The 19071-nt window shown below is 73.6% G+C and carries 15 protein-coding genes; 7 read left to right on the forward strand and 8 right to left on the reverse strand.

What is annotated here, in order from left to right; genetic code table 11:
- The first annotated feature begins 107 nt into the window (after positions 1 to 107).
- Complete coding sequence (locus tag WMF14_RS47370) at positions 108 to 1010, forward strand: PfkB family carbohydrate kinase (protein WP_437797397.1); 903 nt, start codon at positions 108 to 110, stop codon at positions 1008 to 1010.
- A gap of 28 nt (positions 1011 to 1038) precedes the next feature.
- On the opposite strand, the gene WMF14_RS47375 is transcribed toward WMF14_RS47370, so the two are convergent.
- The 5 genes from WMF14_RS47375 to WMF14_RS47395 all read right to left on the reverse strand — a co-directional run bounded on the left by WMF14_RS47375 (position 1039) and on the right by WMF14_RS47395 (position 7999).
- Entirely contained in the window at positions 1039 to 2349 is a 1311-nt protein-coding gene (locus WMF14_RS47375; RefSeq protein ID WP_437797399.1) for a hypothetical protein, read from the reverse strand.
- Positions 2350 to 2359: 10 nt separating this feature from the next.
- Entirely contained in the window at positions 2360 to 3736 is a 1377-nt protein-coding gene (locus tag WMF14_RS47380; RefSeq protein WP_437797401.1) for a hypothetical protein, read from the reverse strand.
- Positions 3737 to 3925: 189 nt separating this feature from the next.
- Positions 3926 to 5845 (reverse strand): ATP-binding protein, encoded by a 1920-nt coding sequence (locus tag WMF14_RS47385; protein ID WP_437797403.1) that lies wholly within the window; start codon positions 5843 to 5845, stop codon positions 3926 to 3928.
- 209 nt (positions 5846 to 6054) lie between these two features.
- The gene (locus tag WMF14_RS47390) at positions 6055 to 6771 is read right to left on the reverse strand and encodes a DJ-1/PfpI family protein (RefSeq protein WP_437797405.1); all 717 of its coding nucleotides are present in this window, start codon (positions 6769 to 6771) and stop codon (positions 6055 to 6057) included.
- A gap of 274 nt (positions 6772 to 7045) precedes the next feature.
- On the reverse strand, positions 7046 to 7999 hold the full coding sequence (locus tag WMF14_RS47395) for a GlxA family transcriptional regulator (RefSeq protein ID WP_373372228.1): 954 nt from the start codon (positions 7997 to 7999) through the stop codon (positions 7046 to 7048).
- A gap of 155 nt (positions 8000 to 8154) precedes the next feature.
- Here WMF14_RS47395 and WMF14_RS47400 point away from each other — a divergent pair, with 155 nt between their 5' ends.
- Genes WMF14_RS47400 through WMF14_RS47415 form a run of 4 tightly spaced genes read left to right on the forward strand, consistent with a single transcriptional unit; the run spans position 8155 to position 12669 of the window.
- Entirely contained in the window at positions 8155 to 8880 is a 726-nt protein-coding gene (locus WMF14_RS47400; RefSeq protein ID WP_437797408.1) for an ABC transporter ATP-binding protein, read from the forward strand.
- Positions 8817 to 10133: an FtsX-like permease family protein gene (locus WMF14_RS47405; RefSeq protein WP_437797410.1), complete on the forward strand. Its 1317-nt coding sequence runs from the start codon at positions 8817 to 8819 to the stop codon at positions 10131 to 10133. Before WMF14_RS47400 ends, WMF14_RS47405 begins: the two co-directional genes overlap by 64 nt.
- On the forward strand, positions 10130 to 11338 hold the full coding sequence (locus WMF14_RS47410) for an FtsX-like permease family protein (RefSeq protein WP_437797412.1): 1209 nt from the start codon (positions 10130 to 10132) through the stop codon (positions 11336 to 11338). The genes WMF14_RS47405 and WMF14_RS47410 overlap by 4 nt, the downstream gene beginning before the upstream one ends.
- Positions 11335 to 12669: a sensor histidine kinase gene (locus tag WMF14_RS47415; RefSeq protein WP_437797414.1), complete on the forward strand. Its 1335-nt coding sequence runs from the start codon at positions 11335 to 11337 to the stop codon at positions 12667 to 12669. The genes WMF14_RS47410 and WMF14_RS47415 overlap by 4 nt, the downstream gene beginning before the upstream one ends.
- Here WMF14_RS47415 and WMF14_RS47420 read toward each other — a convergent pair.
- Both WMF14_RS47420 and WMF14_RS47425 read right to left on the reverse strand, forming a co-directional pair.
- On the reverse strand, positions 12662 to 14089 hold the full coding sequence (locus tag WMF14_RS47420; protein ID WP_437797416.1) for a sigma-54-dependent transcriptional regulator: 1428 nt from the start codon (positions 14087 to 14089) through the stop codon (positions 12662 to 12664). The genes WMF14_RS47415 and WMF14_RS47420 overlap by 8 nt on opposite strands.
- Before the next feature lie 34 nt (positions 14090 to 14123).
- On the reverse strand, positions 14124 to 14735 hold the full coding sequence (locus tag WMF14_RS47425) for an NADPH-dependent FMN reductase (protein ID WP_437797418.1): 612 nt from the start codon (positions 14733 to 14735) through the stop codon (positions 14124 to 14126).
- 355 nt (positions 14736 to 15090) lie between these two features.
- Between WMF14_RS47425 and WMF14_RS47430 the strand changes: the two genes are divergently transcribed.
- Both WMF14_RS47430 and tam read left to right on the forward strand, forming a co-directional pair.
- Entirely contained in the window at positions 15091 to 17427 is a 2337-nt protein-coding gene (locus WMF14_RS47430; protein WP_437797420.1) for a PAS domain S-box protein, read from the forward strand.
- A 235-nt stretch (positions 17428 to 17662) separates the two neighbouring features.
- Complete coding sequence (gene tam / locus WMF14_RS47435; RefSeq protein WP_437797422.1) at positions 17663 to 18433, forward strand: trans-aconitate 2-methyltransferase; 771 nt, start codon at positions 17663 to 17665, stop codon at positions 18431 to 18433.
- A gap of 18 nt (positions 18434 to 18451) precedes the next feature.
- Here the strand turns inward: tam and WMF14_RS47440 are convergent, their stop codons facing one another.
- Positions 18452 to 18832, reverse strand: coding sequence for a hypothetical protein (locus WMF14_RS47440; protein WP_437797424.1), 381 nt, complete (start codon positions 18830 to 18832; stop codon positions 18452 to 18454).
- Positions 18833 to 19071 lie beyond the last annotated feature (239 nt).

Consider the following 19071-nt stretch of genomic DNA (forward strand, 5'->3'; position numbering starts at 1 on the left):
GGAAGGAGTCGCAAGGCGAGGCGCCCCTCCCTCCCATGAGGGGGCCGACGGACAGCGGCGCAGCCCGCGCGCTGCCGCGGTCCACGTGGTGTAAGATGGGGAACCCCATGGCATCCAATCTTGCGAGCGCTGGGCGGTCCACGGCGGCGCGGGTCGCGCCGTCGCGGGTGGTGACCCTGGACGTCATCTGCGCCGGTGAGGCCCTCTGGGACCTCGCGCCTCCGGGCGGGGCCTCGCTGCGGTTCCGGCCAAGCGGCGGGGCGGTGAACGCCGCGGTCGCGCTCGCGCGGAGCGGGCTCCGCGTCGGGCTCGCGGCGGCGCTCGGCGACAACGCCCCGGGCCGGGCGCTCCTGGCGCGGGTCGCGGCGGTCGGCGTTGACGTCGCGGGTGTGGCGCTGATCCCGGCCCGCCAGGGGCTCATCGTGCTGGAGGACACCGGCGGGGCGCGGCACATCGTCGCCCACCGCGCAGAGGACGATCTGCCCCTCTCGGTGCCCGAGGGGTGGGCGGCGCCGGTGCTGCTGCTCTCGGGGATCTCTCCGGCGCTCGCGCCCATCGCCGCGCTCTGCCGGGCCGCGCGGGCCGCGCGCCGCACGGGTACCGTCGTCGTCGTCGACCTCAACGCGCGATGGCGCCTCTGGGCCGGGCGCGACCCGCGCGTGCTCCACGCCCTGCTGCGCGAGGCCGACGTGGTGCGGTGCAGCGCGGCGGACCTCGCCGGGCTGGGGCTCGACGACGCCCAGGTGCGCGCCGCCATGCGGCCGAGCGCGACCCTGGTGCTCACCCAGGGCGCAGGCGCAGCCCGCGCCGCCGGTCCCTTCGGCGAGATCGCGCTCGCCCCGCCCGTCGTGGCCCAGGCCCGCGCGGCGGGCGCGGGCGACGCGTTCACGGCCGCGATCTGCGCCGAGATCGCCCGCGCCGGCGACCACGGGCCGGAGCGCTCCGATCTCTGGGCCCGCGCGATCCAGCGCGGTCACGCCGCGGCGAGCGCGAAGGTCGGCCGGCGTTGAGGCCGGGCTCCCCCGGCGGAGAGCGCGGTCACGGGCCCTTCGGCCTGCGCACCAGCGCCCCCGTCGCGGGCCCGCCGTTCCACGCGAGGCTGAAGTAGACGTTCGTCCCGTCGACGGCGATGCCCCACGGGTAGCTCAGGTTGCGCGCGTGCGTCGCGAGATCGCTCCCGTCGAGCCGCGCGCTCTGCACCTGGCCGTCGGCCTCCCGCGCGGTCGTCCAGAAGACGCGCGCGTCGTCGAACGCGAGCTGCGCGGGGATCTGCGGCAGATCCTGGACGACCGTGCGCAGCGGGCCCCCGGGCGAGAACGTGGCGATGCCGCGCCCCTCGATGAGCCAGAGGGCGCCGCCGCGCGCCTCGAGCCCGCGCGGGGCGACCAGCGCCTCGTGCAGCCGCTCCGGCGCGCTCGGCGGCGCCGCGTCGCGCGCCACCCGGAAGATCGCGCCGCCGGCCGCGTCGGCGCGCTGCGCGGTCACGTACACGTGGCCGGCGTCGAGCGCCACCCCGCTCGCGACGCCCGGGATGGCCGCGAGCATCACCTTCGCCGCGCCTGGCTCGGGGCCGAGCGGCAGCATGAACAGCCCGCCGTCCTCGAACGCCGGCGGCGTCCCCGCCTCGACCCAGTAGAGCGCGCCCTGGTCGACCGCGAGCGCCGTGACGCCGCGGGCGTCGGGCGCGAGCTCGGTCACCTCGCCGCCGGCCTTCGGGACGGCCGCGAGGCCGCGCGCGTGCGCGAAGTACACAGTGGCCTCGCCGAGCGCGAGCGGGCCCGGGAGCTCCTGCTCGGCCGCCAGCGCCGCCGGCGTCCCGCCGCCCGGATCGAGCCGCATGACGCTGCCGTCCGGCGGGTCGCCCGAGCCCTGGTTCGTCCAGTAGAGCCCGGTCGCGTCCATCCTGAGGAACGTGGGCAGCCGGAGCTCACCGGCGAGCACGGCGGCGTCGCAGGTGCCGTTCCAGCAAGCGTCGGCGCAGGTCACGCCGCAGGCCCCGCAATGGCGCGGATCCTCCGTGACGAGGACCTCGCAGCCGTTGCTGCCGTCGCCGTCGCAGTCGGCTCGCCCGGCGTCGCACGCGAGGGTGCAGGCGCCCGCGGAGCAGAGCGCCGTCGCGCCGTCGCCGCCCGCGCAGCGCGCGCCGCACGCGCCGCAGCTCTCGACGCTCGTGAGCAGGGCGACCTCGCAGCCGTTGTCGCTGTCGCCGTCGCAATCGGCGAAGCCTTCCGGGCAGAGGTCCTCGTGCGGCTCCGTGCGCCCGGGCGGGGCGGCGCTCGGCGGTGAAGAGCACGCGGCGAGCAGGAGCGCGCCGAGACCGAACAGTGCGTGACAATGGTTCGAAGGCATCGGCGTCTCCTCAGAGGTTCGGGTGGACGACAGGCAGGAACGCCACGCACATCTCGTCGAGCGTCGACTCGCCGAGGACGATGTCCTGCGGCGCGGGCAGGCGCTCCTCGATGAGCTGCGCCGCGAGCGCCGGGTTCTCCGTGGAGTTGTCGTACGTGCAGCGGAGCTCGATCGTGTCGCCCGACCGCAGCGTGGGCAGCTCGTCGATCGGCGCGTCGTAGCTGTAGAGCCGCTGCCAGTTGTAGTCCCACGCGGGCGTCTGGACGAGGCACTCGCGGTCGGCCTCCTCGCCCCGCGGATCGGCGCGGATCTGGTCGACCTTGAGATCGACGCCGGCCCGGTGCATGTGGACGCCGGCGCCGTAGATCGAGATCTCGGGGATCGGGAAGTCGATGGTGTACCGCATCCGCTCCACGTGCCCCCGGGCGCCGGCCGGGATCCGGAACTCGACGCTCCCGCGGTCGCCCGGCCCGGGCAGGAGCCCGGTGCCGTCCCGGAACGGCGCCTCGGCGTTGCCGAGCATCAGGTGCGAGAGCGCGCGGCTCGGCTTCTCGTCCATGAGGCGGAGCGCGACCCGGGTCGCGTCGGGCGAGGGCTTCTCGCCGGGCTTCGGGTGGTAGTGCACCTGCATCACGAGCAGCGCGTTCGCCGGCACCGAGATGCCGATGTCCGGCGGCAGCTCGAACGCCTGCGTGCCCGGCGCCCAGGCGCCGAGCAGCGACGGCTCGGAGAGGCGCGCGTCGCCGAAGCACTCGTAGCTGCCGCTCTCGCCGCCGAGCGCCTCGCTCTCGCGGTTCACGTCGATGAAGAGCAGCGCGTGGTGCACGACGGCGCGGTTCCCCGGCAGCACGTCGTAGCCCTGGACCCACGCCTGCTCCGTGAGCCCCGGATCGAGGACGAAGCAGCGGAAGCTGTCGGAGCCCTCCGCAGCGGCGAAGGGGGCTTTGGGCGAGAGCTCGAGGTCCGTTCGCGACAGGCCCGCCGCGACGGGGGTGGTGGGGGCCGGAGCGTCCGCGGGATCCCCCTCGGGCGCGCCGGCGTCGCTCCAGGCGCGGAGCAGGGCGATCTCGTCGAGGGAGAGGTGCAGGTCCCCCCGGAACGGGCGAGGGGGCGCGCACTCGTCGGTCGGCAGCGCGCCCCACGGCGGCATCCGCCGCGCTTCGGTCTCGTCGGCGATGATCGGCGCGAGCGCCTTCGCGCTCTCGTACGAGGCCAGGCTCACCGGCGCGGTCCCGCCCTGCGCGTGGCAGCCGAGGCAGCTCTTCTGGAGCAGCGGCTCGATGTCCCTGTGGAATGTCGGGGTGCTCGCGCCCGGCGACGCCTCGGGGGAACAGCCGAGGAGGAGCGCCGCGGCGGAGGGCAAAACGAAGTGGATGAGAAGACGCATGCGGGGCGCCCAAGCAGCGGGCGTGCCCGAAAGGGATTGGCCGCAATCGGCGGTCGGCGCGCGAGGGCGCGTGTCCGCGTCCGGACAGGTGTCCGCGGCGGAGGCGGACAGGTGTCGTGCGCTCGCGGTCCGGCGCCGGTTTCTTGCGGGGGACGAGCCGGGTATCTCGTCCTTCACGCCTGGTTCGTATCAGGCGCCTTTGCGCGCGAGCCGATGGACAGCCGCCACGAGCTCACCCGGCTGGACCGGCTTGGCGAGGTGGAGCTGGAACCCGGCGTCGCGGGCCTGAACGATGTCCTCGGGCCGGGCGAACGCGGTGAGCGCCAGCGCCGGCACGCAGCCGCCGAGGTCCGGAGCGCGGGATCGGAGCTCGCGAAGGAGGGCGTAGCCATCCTGCTTCGGCATGGCGATGTCGCTGACGAGCACGTCGGGCCGAGCGCGACTCATCATCTCCAGCGCGGCCGAGGCCGAGCCCGTCTCGTCCGCCTGGGCGCCTGCCTCGCGCAGCACCATGGTGACGAGCTCCCGCGCGTCCGGCTCGTCGTCGACGACGAGCACACGCAGCCCGTCGAGCCGGGTGATCGTCCCGACCGAGGGACGCTCGATCCCGGACGGGATCTCGGAGCGCTCTCTCGCCGCCAGGGCCACGGCCCGCACCGGCAAACTCACGCAGAAGGACGCCCCTTTCCCCTCGCCGTCGCTCCGCGCGCGGACGGTGCCGCCGTGGATCTCGACGAGGTATTTGACGATCGCCAGCCCGAGACCGAGTCCGCCGTGCTGCCGCGTGGTGGCCGCCTCTGCCTGACGGAACCGCTCGAACACGTACGGAAGAAAGGTGGCCGAAATGCCTTTTCCGGTATCCGTCACCGTCACCTCGACGGCGCCTGGGCGGAGCGCCGTCTGGAGTCCGACGTGCCCGCCGCCCGGCGTGAACTTCACGGCGTTGACCAGCAGATTCGTGACCACCTGCTGGAGCCGATCGGGATCGCAGACGATGTCCCCGACACCGGGATCGAGCCGGACCTGGAGCCCGATGGCCTTCGCGTCGGCGGCCGGCCGGATGGCGTCGACCGCGGTGCGGACGAGCTCGTTCACGCTCGCGTTCCTGGGGTAGAGGCGGATCTTCCCGGTCACGATGCGTGAGCTCTCGAGGATCTCCTCGATGAGCCTGGCCTGCGCCTCGGCGTTGCGCTCGATGACCTCCATCGCCTTGGGCGCGAGCTCCGGCCGCGAGCGCTGCATGCGCGCCCACCCGAGGATGGCGGTCAGGGGCGTGCGGAGCTCGTGCGAGACGATCGCGAGGAACTCGTCCTTCAGCCGGCTGGTCTCCTCGGCCTGCGCCAGGACCTCGGCGCGCTGCTGCTCGAGGCGCTTCTGATCGTCGACGTCGGTGCAGGTGCCGAACCAGCGGAGGATGCGCCCTGCCTCGTCGCGCGTCGGCAGCGCGCGGCCCAGGAACCAGCGGTATGCGCCGTCGGCGCGCCGGAAGCGGTACTCGATCTGGTAGTCTTCCCCCGTCTCGACGGAGCGCTTCCACCGCTCCCAGGCGCGCTGCTGATCGTCCGGGTGCAGCTGGTCGTTCCAGCCGGCGCCGTGCGTGGCGTCGGGCGTCTCGCCGGTATAGTCGTACCAGCGGCGGTTGTAGAAGTCGTGATAGCCGTCAGGCCGCGTGGACCAGACGAGCTGCGGCATCATGTCGAGGATGCGGCGAAGGCTCCGCTCGACCTCCGGGATGTCGTGGGCCTCGGAGGTCAGCGCTGGAGCGGCCGGCACCGGAGCGGCGCGCTCCTCGACGAACAGGATCCCGACGAACGCCACGGCGCCTGAAGCGTCGCGGATCGGGAAATAGTGCCCGGTGAACGGCGCGCCGCTGATCGAGCCGAGCGGCACGGCGCGCGAGACGCCGTCGAGCGCCGCGCGAAGCGCCGAGGAGTGCCCGCCCCGCAGCGCGGACGCGATCTCGCTGCGCTCGTCGGCGCTCGGGCCGAACCTCGCTCGATACGCCGGGTTCTCGTGGGTCGCGACCCCAGCCGGGCTCAGCACGAGGACGGGGAGGGGGAGCCCTCCGATGAAGTCGTCGAGCCACAGCTGCTCCTGCTGCTGCTTCATCCGCGACGACACCCTATAGCGCACCGGAGCGATCGGCGCCGTCGGCGCGGCGCGACCTCGAGGCGGACGAGCCGCTTCGCGAGCAGGCGAGCGCGTCGGGGCAACCCGAATGCAACAGCCTCTCAATTTCAGAGAGTCCTGGCCTGTCCAGATTCATGCGCTCTCTGAGGGGCATCGACACGGCGTCGCGGCTGCGCGCGCAGTCGGCTTCAGCTCGCTCTGCTGCTCCTCTCCGCAACGATCCTCCGCATCTGCTGATCGTACGGATCGAGGACGCTCAAGATGCGCTCCGTCAGCTCGGGGCCCGCAGCTTCGGGCACCCCCGCGTTGAAGGGCGGGGCGGGGTCGTATTCCAGCATGAGCTGCGTCAGCTTCGCGGCATCGTCTCCGCGGAGCAGCGCCAGCAGCGTCAGCCCGAAATCGATGCCTGCTGTCACCCCGCCGCCCGAGATCCGGTTGCGATCGACCACGACGCGCGCCCGGACACACTCCACGCCGAACGCCTCCAGGATGTGGCGCGTGGACCAGTGCGTCGTGGCCTTGTATCCTTGCATCAAACCCGCCGCGGCAAGGACGAGCGATCCCGTGCACACGGAGGTCACGTACCTGGATCGCGCGCCTCGATCCCTCAAGAACCGAAGGATCTCCTGATCCACCATGGCGTCGGGCGTGCCCATGCCGCCTGGCACGAACAGGATGTCCAGATCGTCCGGACAGTCGCTGAAGGTCGCCGTCGGCTGGATGGGAACCCCCGAGTCAGACATGACGAGGTCGCGCGTCTTCCAGAGCAGATGGGTCGTCGCGTGAGCGGTCAGCACGCTTTGAGGACCGATCAGATCCAGCGCCGTGAGCCCTGGATAAAGCACCATGCCGACCTGGAGCGGCGGCTGAGGATCTGGCAGCTTGATATCGTATGCGTCCGTCATCTTTCGTCCCTGAACCCTTTCATCGCTTCATCTGCCGATGATCGCCTCGATGGCGGAGCTCCGCCTCGACGCGGCCTCGCGCCTGGCTCTCACGAGCGCGGCGGAACGCGCTTCGTGGACCCGACTGTGCGCCACGCCGGCGGGGGCCGAAAGGACATCGTCCCCTGCTTTCAGGACACGCAGGCGCGGGGCCCCGGCGCGCCTCGTCGCGCGCGGCCGCGTCCGAACCATCCGGCGAGCGTCGACGGCGCCCGGCCGAGCGCCGGGCGTCCGCTCACGTTCGACCGAAGCGCCTCCGGTAGTCCTCCGGCGTGACCTGCAGGGTGCGCTGGAACGCGCGCCGCATCCGCTCGTCCGTGCCGAAGCCGCAGTCGCGCGCGAGCTGCTTCATCGACGCTCGACCCCCCTCGAGGCAGGAGCGCGCCTGCTCCAGGCGCGCCGCCTCGACGAACTTCGCGGGGGTCATCCGCATGGCCTGGGTGAACGTCCGCGCGAAGTTGCGCGGGCTCATCCCGGCCCTCTCCGCCAGCACCTCGACGCGCAGATCGGCGTCGAGGTGCCGGAGGATCCAGTCGATCACGCCCTGCAGCGGGCCCGTGGCGACCGTCTGCGCGAGGAGCGGGCGGCTGAACTGGGACTGTCCACCCGGGCGCTTGAGGAACACCACGAGCCCCCGCGCCACCTGGAGCGCCATGTCGTATCCGAGATCCTCTTCCACCATCGAGAGCGCGAGGTCGATGCCCGCTGTCATGCCCGCCGACGTGTAGATCTTCCCGGACCGCACGAAGATCGCGTCGGAGTCGACCTCGACGCCGGGAAACTCGCGCGCGAGCGCGGCCGCTGAATGCCAGTGGGTGGCCGCGCGGCGCCCCGTGAGCAGCCCCGCGGCGGCGAGGAGGAAGGCGCCCGTGCAGACGGAGCCCATGCGCCGCACCTCGGGCGTCGTCGCGCGGAGCCAGGCGAGCAGCCGGGCATCCCGCGTCGCTTCACGGGTCTCACCCCCGGCGACCAGCACCGTATCGATGCCGGGCGCCAGATCCGCGAGCGCCTTGTGGGCGACGATCTGCGCCCCCGACACCGTCCGGATCACGCCGCCGTTCACGGCGGCGATCTCGACCGCATAGGCGGGTGGAGCGCCGGGCACCTTCCTGCTGGCGATGTCCGAGGCCAAGGCGAATACGTCGGTGGGCCCCACCACGTCGATGGCGCTCGCGCCGTCGTAGGCCACGGCCACGATCCTGCGCGTCGGTCCATGGCGATGCGCGCGCGGGGTGGCCCAGGGAGCGGATTTCGATGCAGGGAGCCGCTTCACGCGACGACGGTAGCTATCTGGCCCATGGCCGTGAAGATAAAGTACCTGCATTTCCTGCCAAAGAGGCCGACATGATACGGATGACGAACGTCACCAAGGTCTACCGGCGCGGCCTGTTCGAGACCCACGCGCTCGCCGGGCTCACGCTGCACGTCGCGCGCGGCGAGTTCCTCGCCGTGATGGGCCCCTCCGGCTCCGGAAAGACGACGTTCCTCAACGTCGCAGGGCTCCTCGATCCGTTCGACGGGGGCGAGTACCTGCTCGACGGCGAGCCGATGCAGGGGCTCTCGGACGCGCCCGCGAGCGCGATCCGGAACCGGAAGATCGGCTTCGTGTTCCAGAGCTTCCAGCTCATCGCCGACCTCGACGTGCTCGACAACGTCGACGTGCCGCTGCGGGTCCGCGGCATGGGCGCGCGTGCGCGGCGCGAGCGCGCCTTGCGCGCGCTCGAGGACGTCGGCCTGAGCGCGCGGCTCCACCACCGGCCGAGCGAGCTCTCGGGCGGCCAGCAGCAGCGCGTCGCGATCGCGCGCGCGCTGGTCGGCGAGCCCTCGCTCCTCCTGGCCGACGAGCCCACCGGCAACCTCGACTCCCGCTCGGCGCGGCAGATCCTCGATCTGCTCGAGCGCATCCACGCCGGCGGCACGACGATCGTCATGACCACGCACGACCCCGAGCTCGCGGCGCGGGCGCGCCGCAGGGTCCACGTGCTCGACGGCAAGCTCATCGATCCGTGGGCGCCCTCGGACCCCGGCGCGCGCGCGGAGGCGCCGGCGACGGCGGCGAGCCGCGGATGATGTTCGGCCACGCGCTCTGGCTGGCCCGGAGGAGCCTCGGTCGGCAGCCGGGCCATACAGCGATCGTGCTGCTGGCGTTCACGCTCGGCCTCGCGGTGTGGACGGCGGCGCGCGCGGTCCTCCACGAGAGCACGTCCGACCCGCTGGCGTCCGCGCGCGGGGTCTACCTCGTCTCCGTCCCGCACGAGGGCGGCGCGCCCGTGGCGCCGGGCGCGATCCATCCCCCGAGCCTGCGCGATCGCGTCCTCCTCGGGAGCCCCCATCCCTCGCGCAAGACCGACCTCTTCGCCGCCATGGCCGCCGGCAGCGCCGACGGCGGTCCGCTCGTTCCGGTCGTGGTGGCCTTCTGTGCCCACGATCTGTTCGGGATGTTCGGGATTCCGGTCCGGAGCGGGGCGCTCTGGTCGCCGGCGGAGGGCGCCGGGGAGGATCGCCCGGTCGTGCTCACCGAGGCGGCCGAGCGCACGCTGTTCGGCGGAGCGAGCGGCCTCGGGCGCACGCTGCGGCTGTTCGGAGCGTCTTTCCGGGTCGCCGGCGTCGTCGCCATCCCGGCCCCTCCCGGCACGCGCGCCTCGCTCCATCCGATCGTGTTCGCGCCGAGCGCCGTGGGCATCGCGCTCGGCGTCCGGCCGCCGCTGATCCACGAGCGCGAGGACCCGAGCGGCAGCTTCGACGCGCTCGCGGCCTCCGACAACGGCTGGCTGGAGCTCCTGGTCGAGCTCCCCGACGAGGCCCGTCGGGCCGCGTTCCAGGCCGAGCTCGACGCCCACGTGGCCCGCGAGCGCGCGCGGGGCAGGCGCGTCCTCGGGGCCGAGCTCGTGCCGCGCGAGCGCGTGCACGCGCTCCGCGTGGACGACCCGGGCACGACGCTCTTCGCCCTGCTCGCCGACGTGCTCCTCGGGGCCTGCACCCTCAACGCCGCGCGGCTCCTCGAGGGGAAATTCCGCGCGAAGCGCGCCGAGATCGCCATCTACCGCGCGTTCGGGGCGAGCTCCCGCGCCGTCTTCCTCGAGCTCCTGCTCGAGGCGATGCTCGTGGCCGCCGGCAGCGCCGCGCTCGCCCTCGGCGTCGCCGTGGCCGCGCTCGCCCTCGTCAACCGCGTCATCCACCTCCGGCCGATCGACTACCACCTGGACGCGCGGAGCTCGGCCGCGACGGTCGCTGCCGCGCTCGTCCTCGGCCTCCTCGCCGGCGGGTACCCGGCGTGGCGCGCGGCGAGGCAACCCCCGGCCAAAGGGCTCCGGCGCTCGTGATCGGCCCCATCGTCAGGGCGCTCGCCCGCCAGAAGATCCCCGCGCTCCTGATGGTGCTCGAGACCGCCTTCGGCTTCGCCGTCGCCGTCCACGCCTCGGGGCTCGCCCTCCACTACGCCCGCGCGGCCGCCGCGCCGCGCGGCATCGACACGCGGTCGCTGCTCCTCGCCATGACGGAGCGCGACGGCCCGAGCTTCGCGTCCCGAGGCGAGCGCGAGGCCGCGGTCCGCCGCGACACCGAGGCCCTCGCGCGCGTCCTCGGCGTCCGCGGCGCCGCGGAGGCGAGCTCGGCGCCGTTCAACATCACCCACCGGGAGCTCGTCGAGGCGACCTCCCCGGGCGGTCCGAGCGCGCTCGCGTGGATGCTGGACGACCGCGGCGGCGTCGCGGCCGTCCTCGGCCTGGCCCCGCTCGAAGGGCGCCTGCTCACCCCCGGGGACGCCGCGGACGCGGCGTCGACGCCCGCGGTGGTCACGCAGGCGCTCGCGGCGCGCCTCTTCCCGGACGGCCGCGCCATCGGGCAGATCGTGCGCCGGAGCGCCCGGCAGAAGCCGCTCGCCATCGTCGGCGTCGTGCCGCCGTTCCGCGCCGCCCTGGGGCCCGACGCCGACAGCGTGCTCTTCGCGGCCGAGGGGCCGCCGCTCGGCCGCACGCTCTCCTACCTGATCCGGATCGAACCGGACGGCGACGACGGTGACGACGGCGACGACCACGCCGGCGCACGGGTGCGCGAGGCGCTCGAGCGCGCCGATCCGCGGCGCGTCGTGCTCGTGCGCGCGCTCGACGAGGGCGCCGAGCTCGACACCCACACGAACCGCGGCGCCGGCGCCCTCGCCCTCACGCTGATCGGGATGATGCTCGTCGTCGTCTTCCTGGGGCGCATCGGGATGGCGTCGCTGCTCGTGGCAGAGCGCCGTCAGGCCCTCGGCATCCGCCGCGCCCTGGGCGCGACCCGCGCCGACGTGGCGCGCCTCATCCTCGTTGAGAACGCGCTGCTCACGACCGCCGGCCTCGCCGTGGGCGCCGCCGCCCTCGCCGGGCTCCGGGCCGCGGCGCGCGCGGTCGCCCCCGAGCTCGATCTGCCGCTGGATCCACGCGCGGCCGCCCTGGTCGCCGTGGCCGTGTGGCTCGCCGGCATGGCGGCGGCGCTCCTGCCCGCGCTCCGCGCGAGCGCCGTCTCCCCCGCCGAGGCGTCGCGATCATGAGGCCGATCCGCGCGCCGCTCCGGGTACGCCACGCCGCGGTGGTGTTCCTGAGCTCCGCCGCCGCCTGCGCCGGGAGCCTGGTCGCTGCGCAGGCGCAGGTGTCGTTGCCCGGGTGCGCCCTCGCGGGGCTCGGGCTCGCGCTGGTCGCCGGCGCGCTCGCCTCCCGCCTCTTGCTCGGGCGCGCGCTCGGCGTGCTCCGCGCGGTGATGGACGGCCTCGCGAGCTTCGCCGAAGGCGACTACACGCAGCGCGTCCGGCACCACCGCCGGGACGAGCTCGGGGATCTCGTCGAGCGCCACAACCGCCTCGGAGACGCCCTGCGGGCGCAGCGCGACGACCTCTACCAGAAGGAGCTCCTGCTCGAGACGGCGCTCGACGCCACGCCCGTCGCGATGGTGCTCCACGACGAGGCGGGCCGGATCGTGTACGGCAACGGCGCCGCGCGCGCCCTCTTCGCCGCGGGCGAGCGCATCGGCCAGAGGACGCTCTCCGCGCTGCTCGCCGGGGAGCCCGAGGAGCTCCGCGCCGCGATGATCGCCGGGAGGGACGCGCTCGTCTCCGTCGAGCGCCGGGGCGAGCTCGAGACGCTGTACGTCGCCCGCCGCGCCTTCCGCCTGAACACCCAGGCGCACGTCCTCGTCTCGGTCCGGTCGCTCACGCGCGAGATCTCGCGCCGGGAGGCGGAGCTCCACAGGAACGCGATCCGGTTGATCAGCCACGAGCTCAACAACTCCCTCGCGCCGATCTCCTCGCTCCTCCACTCGGGCCGCCTCCTGCTCGATCGCCCGGAGCAGCGGGAGCGCCTCGGCGTGGTCTTCGACACCATCGAGGAGCGGAGCGCGCACCTCGCCCGCTTCCTCGCCGCATACGCCGAGCTCGCGCGCCTCCCGCCGCCCGCCCCCGAGCGGGTCCCGTGGCGCCCCTTCCTCGAGCGGCTGCGCGGGCTCGCGCCCTTCACGCTCGGCGGCGCGCCGGACGAGCCCGGCTTCTTCGACCCAGCGCAGATCCAGCAGCTCCTCCTGAACCTGCTCAAGAACGCCGTCGAGGCCGGGAGCCCGCCCGACGAGATCGAGGTCTCGGTGCGGCGGCTCTCGACCGGCGAGCTCGCGCTCACGGTGGCCGACCGCGGCCACGGGCTCCCCGACGACGCCCCGGGCAGGGCGCTCCTGCCCTTCTACTCGACGAAGCAGCAGGGCCGCGGGCTCGGCCTCGCGCTCTGCCGCGAGATCGCGACAGCGCACGGCGGCGCGCTCGCCCTGCGGCGCCGCGAGGGGGGCGGGGCCGAGGCGGAGTGCCGCCTGCCGCCGCCGCCGGACGAGCGCGCTACTTGAGCTTCCGCTCGATATGGATCCCGAGCCGGTCCATGCGCCGGTAGAGCCCCTGCCGGCTCAGGCCGAGCGACGCCGCGGCCTTGGCGACGACGCCGCGCGCCTCGACGAGCGCGCGCTCGATCTCGAGGCGCTCGGCGGAGGGGGCGGAAGGCGCGGAGGACGCGGCGTGCGCGGCATGCGCAGCGGGCGCGGCCCCAGGGGCATGCGAGAGGCGCGCGGCCGCGTCGAGCCCCAGATCGTGCGGCTCGATCGTCTCGCCCTTGCGCACCAGCGCCGCGCGCGTGAGCCGGTTCTCGAGCTCGCGGACGTTGCCCGGCCAGTCGTGCTCGACGAGGGCGTGGCGCGCGCGCGGGCCGAGCGTCACCCGCTCGCCGCCCGCCGCGCGCGCGGCGAGGCGATCGAGCAGGTGGCTCGCGATCGACACGATGTCCTCGGGGCGATCGCGCAGCGCAGGGATGGTCAATTCGATGACGTTGAGCCTGAAGTACAGGTCCTCGCGGAAGGACCCCTCGGCGATGGCCCGCGGGAGATCGCGGTTGGTCGCGCTCAGCACGCGCACGTCGGCCTTGCGGGTGACGCTGCTCCCGAGCCGCTGGTACTCGCCGGTCTGGAGGACGCGCAGCAGCTTCTTCTGGCCGTTCAGCGACAGCGTGCCGATCTCGTCGAGGAAGAGGGTGCCGCCGTCGGCCTCCTCGAAGCGGCCGGCGCGGAGGCGGGTCGCGCCGGTGAACGCCCCTGGCTCGGCGCCGAACAGCTCCGCCTCGACGAGCTCGTCGGGGAGGGCCCCGGCGTTCACCTTGACGAACGGCCGGTCCCGCCGCCGCGAGTTGGCCTGGACGATGGTGGCGAGGAGCTCCTTCCCGGTCCCGTTCGGCCCGGTGATGAGGACGGGCACGTCGGCGGGCGCGACCTTGACGGCGAGGCTCACGACCTCGTGCATCGCGTCGCTCGCGTACACGAGCCCGGCCAGGTCGTGGCGCTCGGCGAGCCGGTGCCGCGCGCGCCCGCGCTGGGCGAGGAGGCGCGCGTTCTCCTGCTCGAGCGCCCGCAGCCGCGCGAGGTTGCCCACGGTGGCGACGAGCTTCTGGTCGTCCCACGGCTTGGGCACGTAGTCGCTCGCCCCGGCCTTGATCAGCTCGACAGCGCCCGCGATCGACGTGAACGCCGTCATGGCCACGACGGGCAGCTCGGGGTCGACGGCCTTGATCCGGCGGAGCAGCTCCATCCCCTCTTCGCCCGAGGTGGCGCTCTGCCGGAAGTTCATGTCCTGGACCACGGCGCCGAGCTCGTCGCCGAGCACCGCCGCCATCGCCTCGTCGGGCGTGGCGGCGACGCGGACCTCGTGCCCGTGCAGCTCGAACAGCGTCGTCAGCGCGACGCAGACGGCGGGCTGGTCGTCGATGACGAGGATCTTCGGCACCCGGCGAGACTAGCGTGTTCGCCGCCGGCGCTCGTCACATCCCGTAGGGGTATTTGGCCAGATCGACCAGGCCGCTGGCGCGGACGTGCTGCAGGGCTTTCCCGTACTGGAGGAGGATGCCCAGCGCGTAGCGGAGCCGCTCGCGGATGCGCTCGTCGTCGGGGGACTGCGGCGCCTCCGGGTCGTTCAGGAGGCTGCGGACGTTGCGCACGATCACGTGGTCGGGGATGTAGCAGAGGTACGTGTTCTTGTAGCTGCTCATGCGCAGCTCCGCGATCGGGTAGGAGCCGCCCATGCTCGCGGAGACCCCGACGATGAGCGCGGGCTTGTGCGCGAGCTCGCCCCGGGAGCAGAGGAGGAAGAAGTTCTTCAGTCCGGCGGGGACCATTCCGCCCCACTCCGGCGCGATGATCACGAAGGCGTCGGACGTTCTGAGCTCGGCGGAGATGGGGGACCAGACGCGCTCCCATTTCTCGGACGGCTGCCACACCTCCGGGTCCCAGAGCGGAAGCGGGTTGTCGGCGAGATCGAGCGTGTATGTGGAGGAGACGTCGGCCGACGACGCCAGCTGTTGCTGCACGTGGCGGGCGATCTTCCCCGATTCGGAGCCGTTGCGGTGACTGCCTGAGATGACGGCGAGCTTCATAGGGTCTTGCGTGCGGCCGGCGACGGATCGCGCGGCGCTCCTCGGTGATCGGTGGATTGCGGCGCGATGCTACCCCGCGCTCGCGCGGCCGGTCGAGGGGTTCGTCGGTGCGGGCGACCCTCGGCCCCGCGCCGCTCCGCGAGAGGCGCCGCGGTGAGAGGCCTCGTATCGAGGGGGCGCGGGAGGCGACTCCTGTTCATAGGGCGCTGTCGCGCCGGAGCCGCTGTGAAGGGCCGAGCCGGCTCGATTCGCGAGCTGCCGGGGGCGCGCCGTTGCCCTACGTTTGCTGCGACGCCGCGTGCCCGGTGGCCGGCACGCAGGCCGGCGGTCTCGGGGGAGGCGTCGCGGGGGGCGGGTGATATCGACTCAAGAAGAGCTGGAGGGCGCGGCGAGCGCAGCGCTCTCCGAGGGGGCGAGCGCCGGGTTGGGGGGGATGCGCCCGGGCGCGAGCGGGATCTGCGCGGACCTCGTGAGCGTGCGCGACCTGCTCCAGGCGATCGAGCTCGCCGGCGTGCCCCTCGTCATGGGAGATCCGGTGACGGCGCGGATCGTGGGGTGCAACCGGGCGTTCTGCGAGCTGACGGGCTACTCCGAGGCCGAGCTCCTCGATCGCCCCTTCGCCGACCTCACGCACCCTGACGATCGCCCGCGGGACACCGCCACCTGCGTGCAGGCCCTGAACGGCGGGCACCTCGAGTGGCGCAGCGAGAAGCGCTACGTCCGCAAGGACGGCCGCGTCCGCTGGGCGGTGGTGCGCGGCACGGTGATCAGGGACGAGCGCGGCAAGCCGGTGCGGACGATCGGCGTGGTCAAGGACATCACCGAGCGCAAGCAGGCTGAAGAGGCGCGGCGCTGGAGCGAGGACCGCTACCGCGGCCTCATCGAGGCCGCCGCGGAGTTCGTCTGGACGACGAGCCCGGACGGGCTCATGCAGCAGCACTCGCCGCACTGGTGCTCCGTCACCGGTCAGAGCCCCGCGGACATGCTCGGCCACGGGTGGCTGGCCGTCGTTCACCCGGACGACCGGGAGCGGACGAGGCAGATCTGGACACACGCGGTCGAGACGAAGTCGCGTTACGAGACGGAGTACCGGATCCGGGCCGCCGACGGCAGCTACCGGCGCACGCAGGTCCGGGCGGTGCCGCTGCTCGATGCGGAGGGGCGCGTGCGCGAGTGGGTCGGGATGAACGTCGATATCACCGACCGGCGCCGGACCGAGGAGCGCTTCCGCGCGGCCCAGGAGCTCTCGCTCGACGCGTTCGTCGTGCTCCGGGCGGTGCGCGACGCCGGGGGCCAGATCGTCGATTTCCTGTTCGATTTCGCGAACCCGGCGGCCGGGCGGCTCCACTGCGTACCCCTGGAGGCGCTCGTCGGGCGGAGGCTCCTCGACGTGATGCCCGACCAGCGGGCGGCGATGTTCCCGCGCTACGCGCGCGCCGTCGAGACCGGCGAGCCGCACGACGCGGAGGTCGAGCTCACGGCCGGCGGGCACCGCGTGTGGGTGCGCAACATGGCCGTGAGGGTCGGCGACGGCGTGGCCGTCTCCTGCCATGACATCACCGCGCGCAAGCAGGCCGAGCAGGCGCTCCTGGAGGCTGATCGCCGCAAGGACGAGTTCCTCGCGATGCTGGCGCACGAGCTCCGGAACCCGCTCTCGGCCATCCAGTTCTCGCTCAGCGTCTCGCAGATGCCCTCGGTCCCCGAGCCGCGGCGGGCGTGGGCGCGGTCGGTCATGCAGCGGCAGCTGTGCCAGCTCGGCCGCATGGTCGACGATCTGCTCGACGTCTCGCGGATCACGCGCGGCAAGATCGCGCTGCAGCAGGCGCCGCTCGATCTCCGCGACGTCGTCCGCCAGGCGGTGGCGGCGGCCGCGCCGCTGATCGACGCCTCGAAGCACGAGCTCTCGCTCGACGTCGGTCCGCGGCCGCTCCCGGTGTTCGGAGACACCGCGCGCCTGGAGCAGGTGATCGTCAACCTCCTCACGAACGCCGCGAAGTACACCCACGAGGGCGGGCGCATCTGGCTCTCCGCGGGCCAGGAGGGGGCGGAGATCGTGGTCCGGGTGAAGGACACCGGGGTCGGCATCCCGGCGGAGATGCTGCCGCGGATCTTCGACCTGTTCGAGCAGGCGCACCCGACGCTCGACCGCGCGCGCGGCGGGCTCGGGCTCGGGCTCACGCTCGTGAAGCGGCTCGTCGAGATGCACCGGGGCTCGGTCTCGGCCGTGAGCGACGGCGACGGCCGCGGCAGCGAGTTCACGGTCCGCCTGCCGGCCGTCGAGGCGGCGGCCGAGCCCGGGGAGGCCGTCGAGCCGGCCCCGAGCGCGCGTCCGCGGCGGGTCCTCGTCGTGGACGACAACCGCGACCACGCGTTCGCCCTGGCGCTGCTCCTGGAGCAGGCTGGCCACGCGATCGGGCTGGCGCACGACGGGGCCTCGGCCCTGGAGATGGCGCGCAGCTTCGCGCCCGACGTGGTCCTGCTCGACATCGGCCTGCCGGAGATGGACGGCTACGAGGTCGCCCGGAGGATGCGGCGCTGGCCAGGCGCGAGGGAGCTGAAGATCATCGCGTTCACCGGTTACGGCCAGCTGGACGATCTGCGCAGATCGAGGGAGGCCGGATGCGACGCCCACCTGGTCAAGCCGATCGCTCCCGACGTGCTGCTCGCGCACATCGCGCGCGGCGAGCGGTAGCGGCCGGGGCCGCTTGAGGAGGAGCGTTTACGAAGGCGGCCGCCGCGCGGACCGAGCTGCTCGACGAAGGGCGCGCGCAGGTCCGGGCGGAGGCTGATCACCGCGTGCACGATGCGCAGGACGGGAACGTCCTCGGTTTCTGCATCGACAGGCGCACCCGGATCTGCTGGAAGTAGGGGAAGGAAACGGCGGCGGAGAGCTCACGCTCTGCGGCGCTGGACCGGTGGAGGGCGCGATGGCGGACTGGGATCCTGCGCAGTACCTGAAGTTCGAGGACCAGAGGGCGCGCCCTGCGATGGACCTGCTCGGCCGGGTCGACCTCACCGCGCCGGGCGACATCGTCGATCTCGGGTGCGGGGCCGGCAACATCACCCGCCTCGCGGCGCAGCGCTTCCCTGGCCGGGGGATCCTCGGGGTCGACAGCTCTCCGGACATGCTGGCGCAGGCGCGCGCCGCGCTGCCCGGGGCGCGGTTCGTCGAGGGCGACATCGCGCGCTTCGCGCCGTCTGCGCCGCCGGCGCTGATCTTCAGCAACGCCGCGCTGCACTGGCTTGACGACCACCAGGCGCTGTTCCCGGCGCTGCTCCGGCGGCTCACGGCCGGCGGGGTGCTGGCGGTGCAGATGCCGAGGAACCACGGCGCGCCGTCGCACACGGCGATGGTGGAGGCGAGCCGGCTGCCTCGCTTCCGCGACAAGCTGGCGGCGGTGGTGAGGGAGAGCCCTGTCGCGGCGCCGACGGCGTATTACGGGATGCTGGCGCCGCACGCGGCGCGAATCGAGATCTGGGAGACGGAGTATCTGCACGTCCTCGAGGGCGCGAATCCGGTCGTCGAGTGGACCAAGGGGACGGCGCTGCGGCCGCTGCTCGCGGCGCTCGATGCGCAGGAGCGGGCCGAGTTCCTGGAGGAGTACGGCGGGCGGGTGGCGGCGGCGTATCCGAAGGCGGCGGACGGGAAGACGCCGTTTCCGTTCCGGAGGTTGTTCCTCGTCGCCACGGCGCGGTGAGCGCGGCCGCCGCGCGGATCAGCGCGTGTACTCGATGGCGCCGACGCCTTCGGCCTCGGGGAGCACGGTCACGAGCGCCTGCGCTCCGACGGAGCCTGACGAGAGCGAGGAGCGGACGGCGACGAGCCATGTCCGGTCGCTCCTGCGCGCGACGAGGATGGCGCAGCGCTCGCCCTGGGGCGCGCCCGCGCGCGCCTCGGCCTCCTGGACGACGCGCGCCTCGGAGGCGTCGCAGCCCTGGACGTCGAACTTGCGGTTCAGCAGCGCGGTGAGCGCCATGCTGGCGGCCTTCTTCGCGGTGACCTCTTCGGCCGTCGGGGCTGCGGGGGTCGGCGCCGGGGCACACCCGGCGGAGAGCGCTGCGAGGAGGGGTATCCACCGTGCGATGGTGCGTGTCACGGGGCTGTCCTATCGCGGCGGCGCCGCCAGGGGAAGCCCTCGTTGCGAGCTCGGTTGAGCGGCTGCGTGTGGAGCGACGCGGCGACTTACGTGGTTGAACCATGGTCCGTTCGAGCGCGCGATGATCGATCCAGCGTGCGTGCAGGCAAGCCCGCTCCTCGCCGGAGAGCCCTTCATCCCCCCAGGAAAAGCCCGTAGGCGAGCCCGTGGGGGCGGCGTGTCCGGAATCGTGTCCGGGT

Source organism: Sorangium sp. So ce693 (assembly GCF_051521375.1).
Taxonomy (GTDB): domain Bacteria; phylum Myxococcota_A; class Polyangia; order Polyangiales; family Polyangiaceae; genus Sorangium; species Sorangium atrum.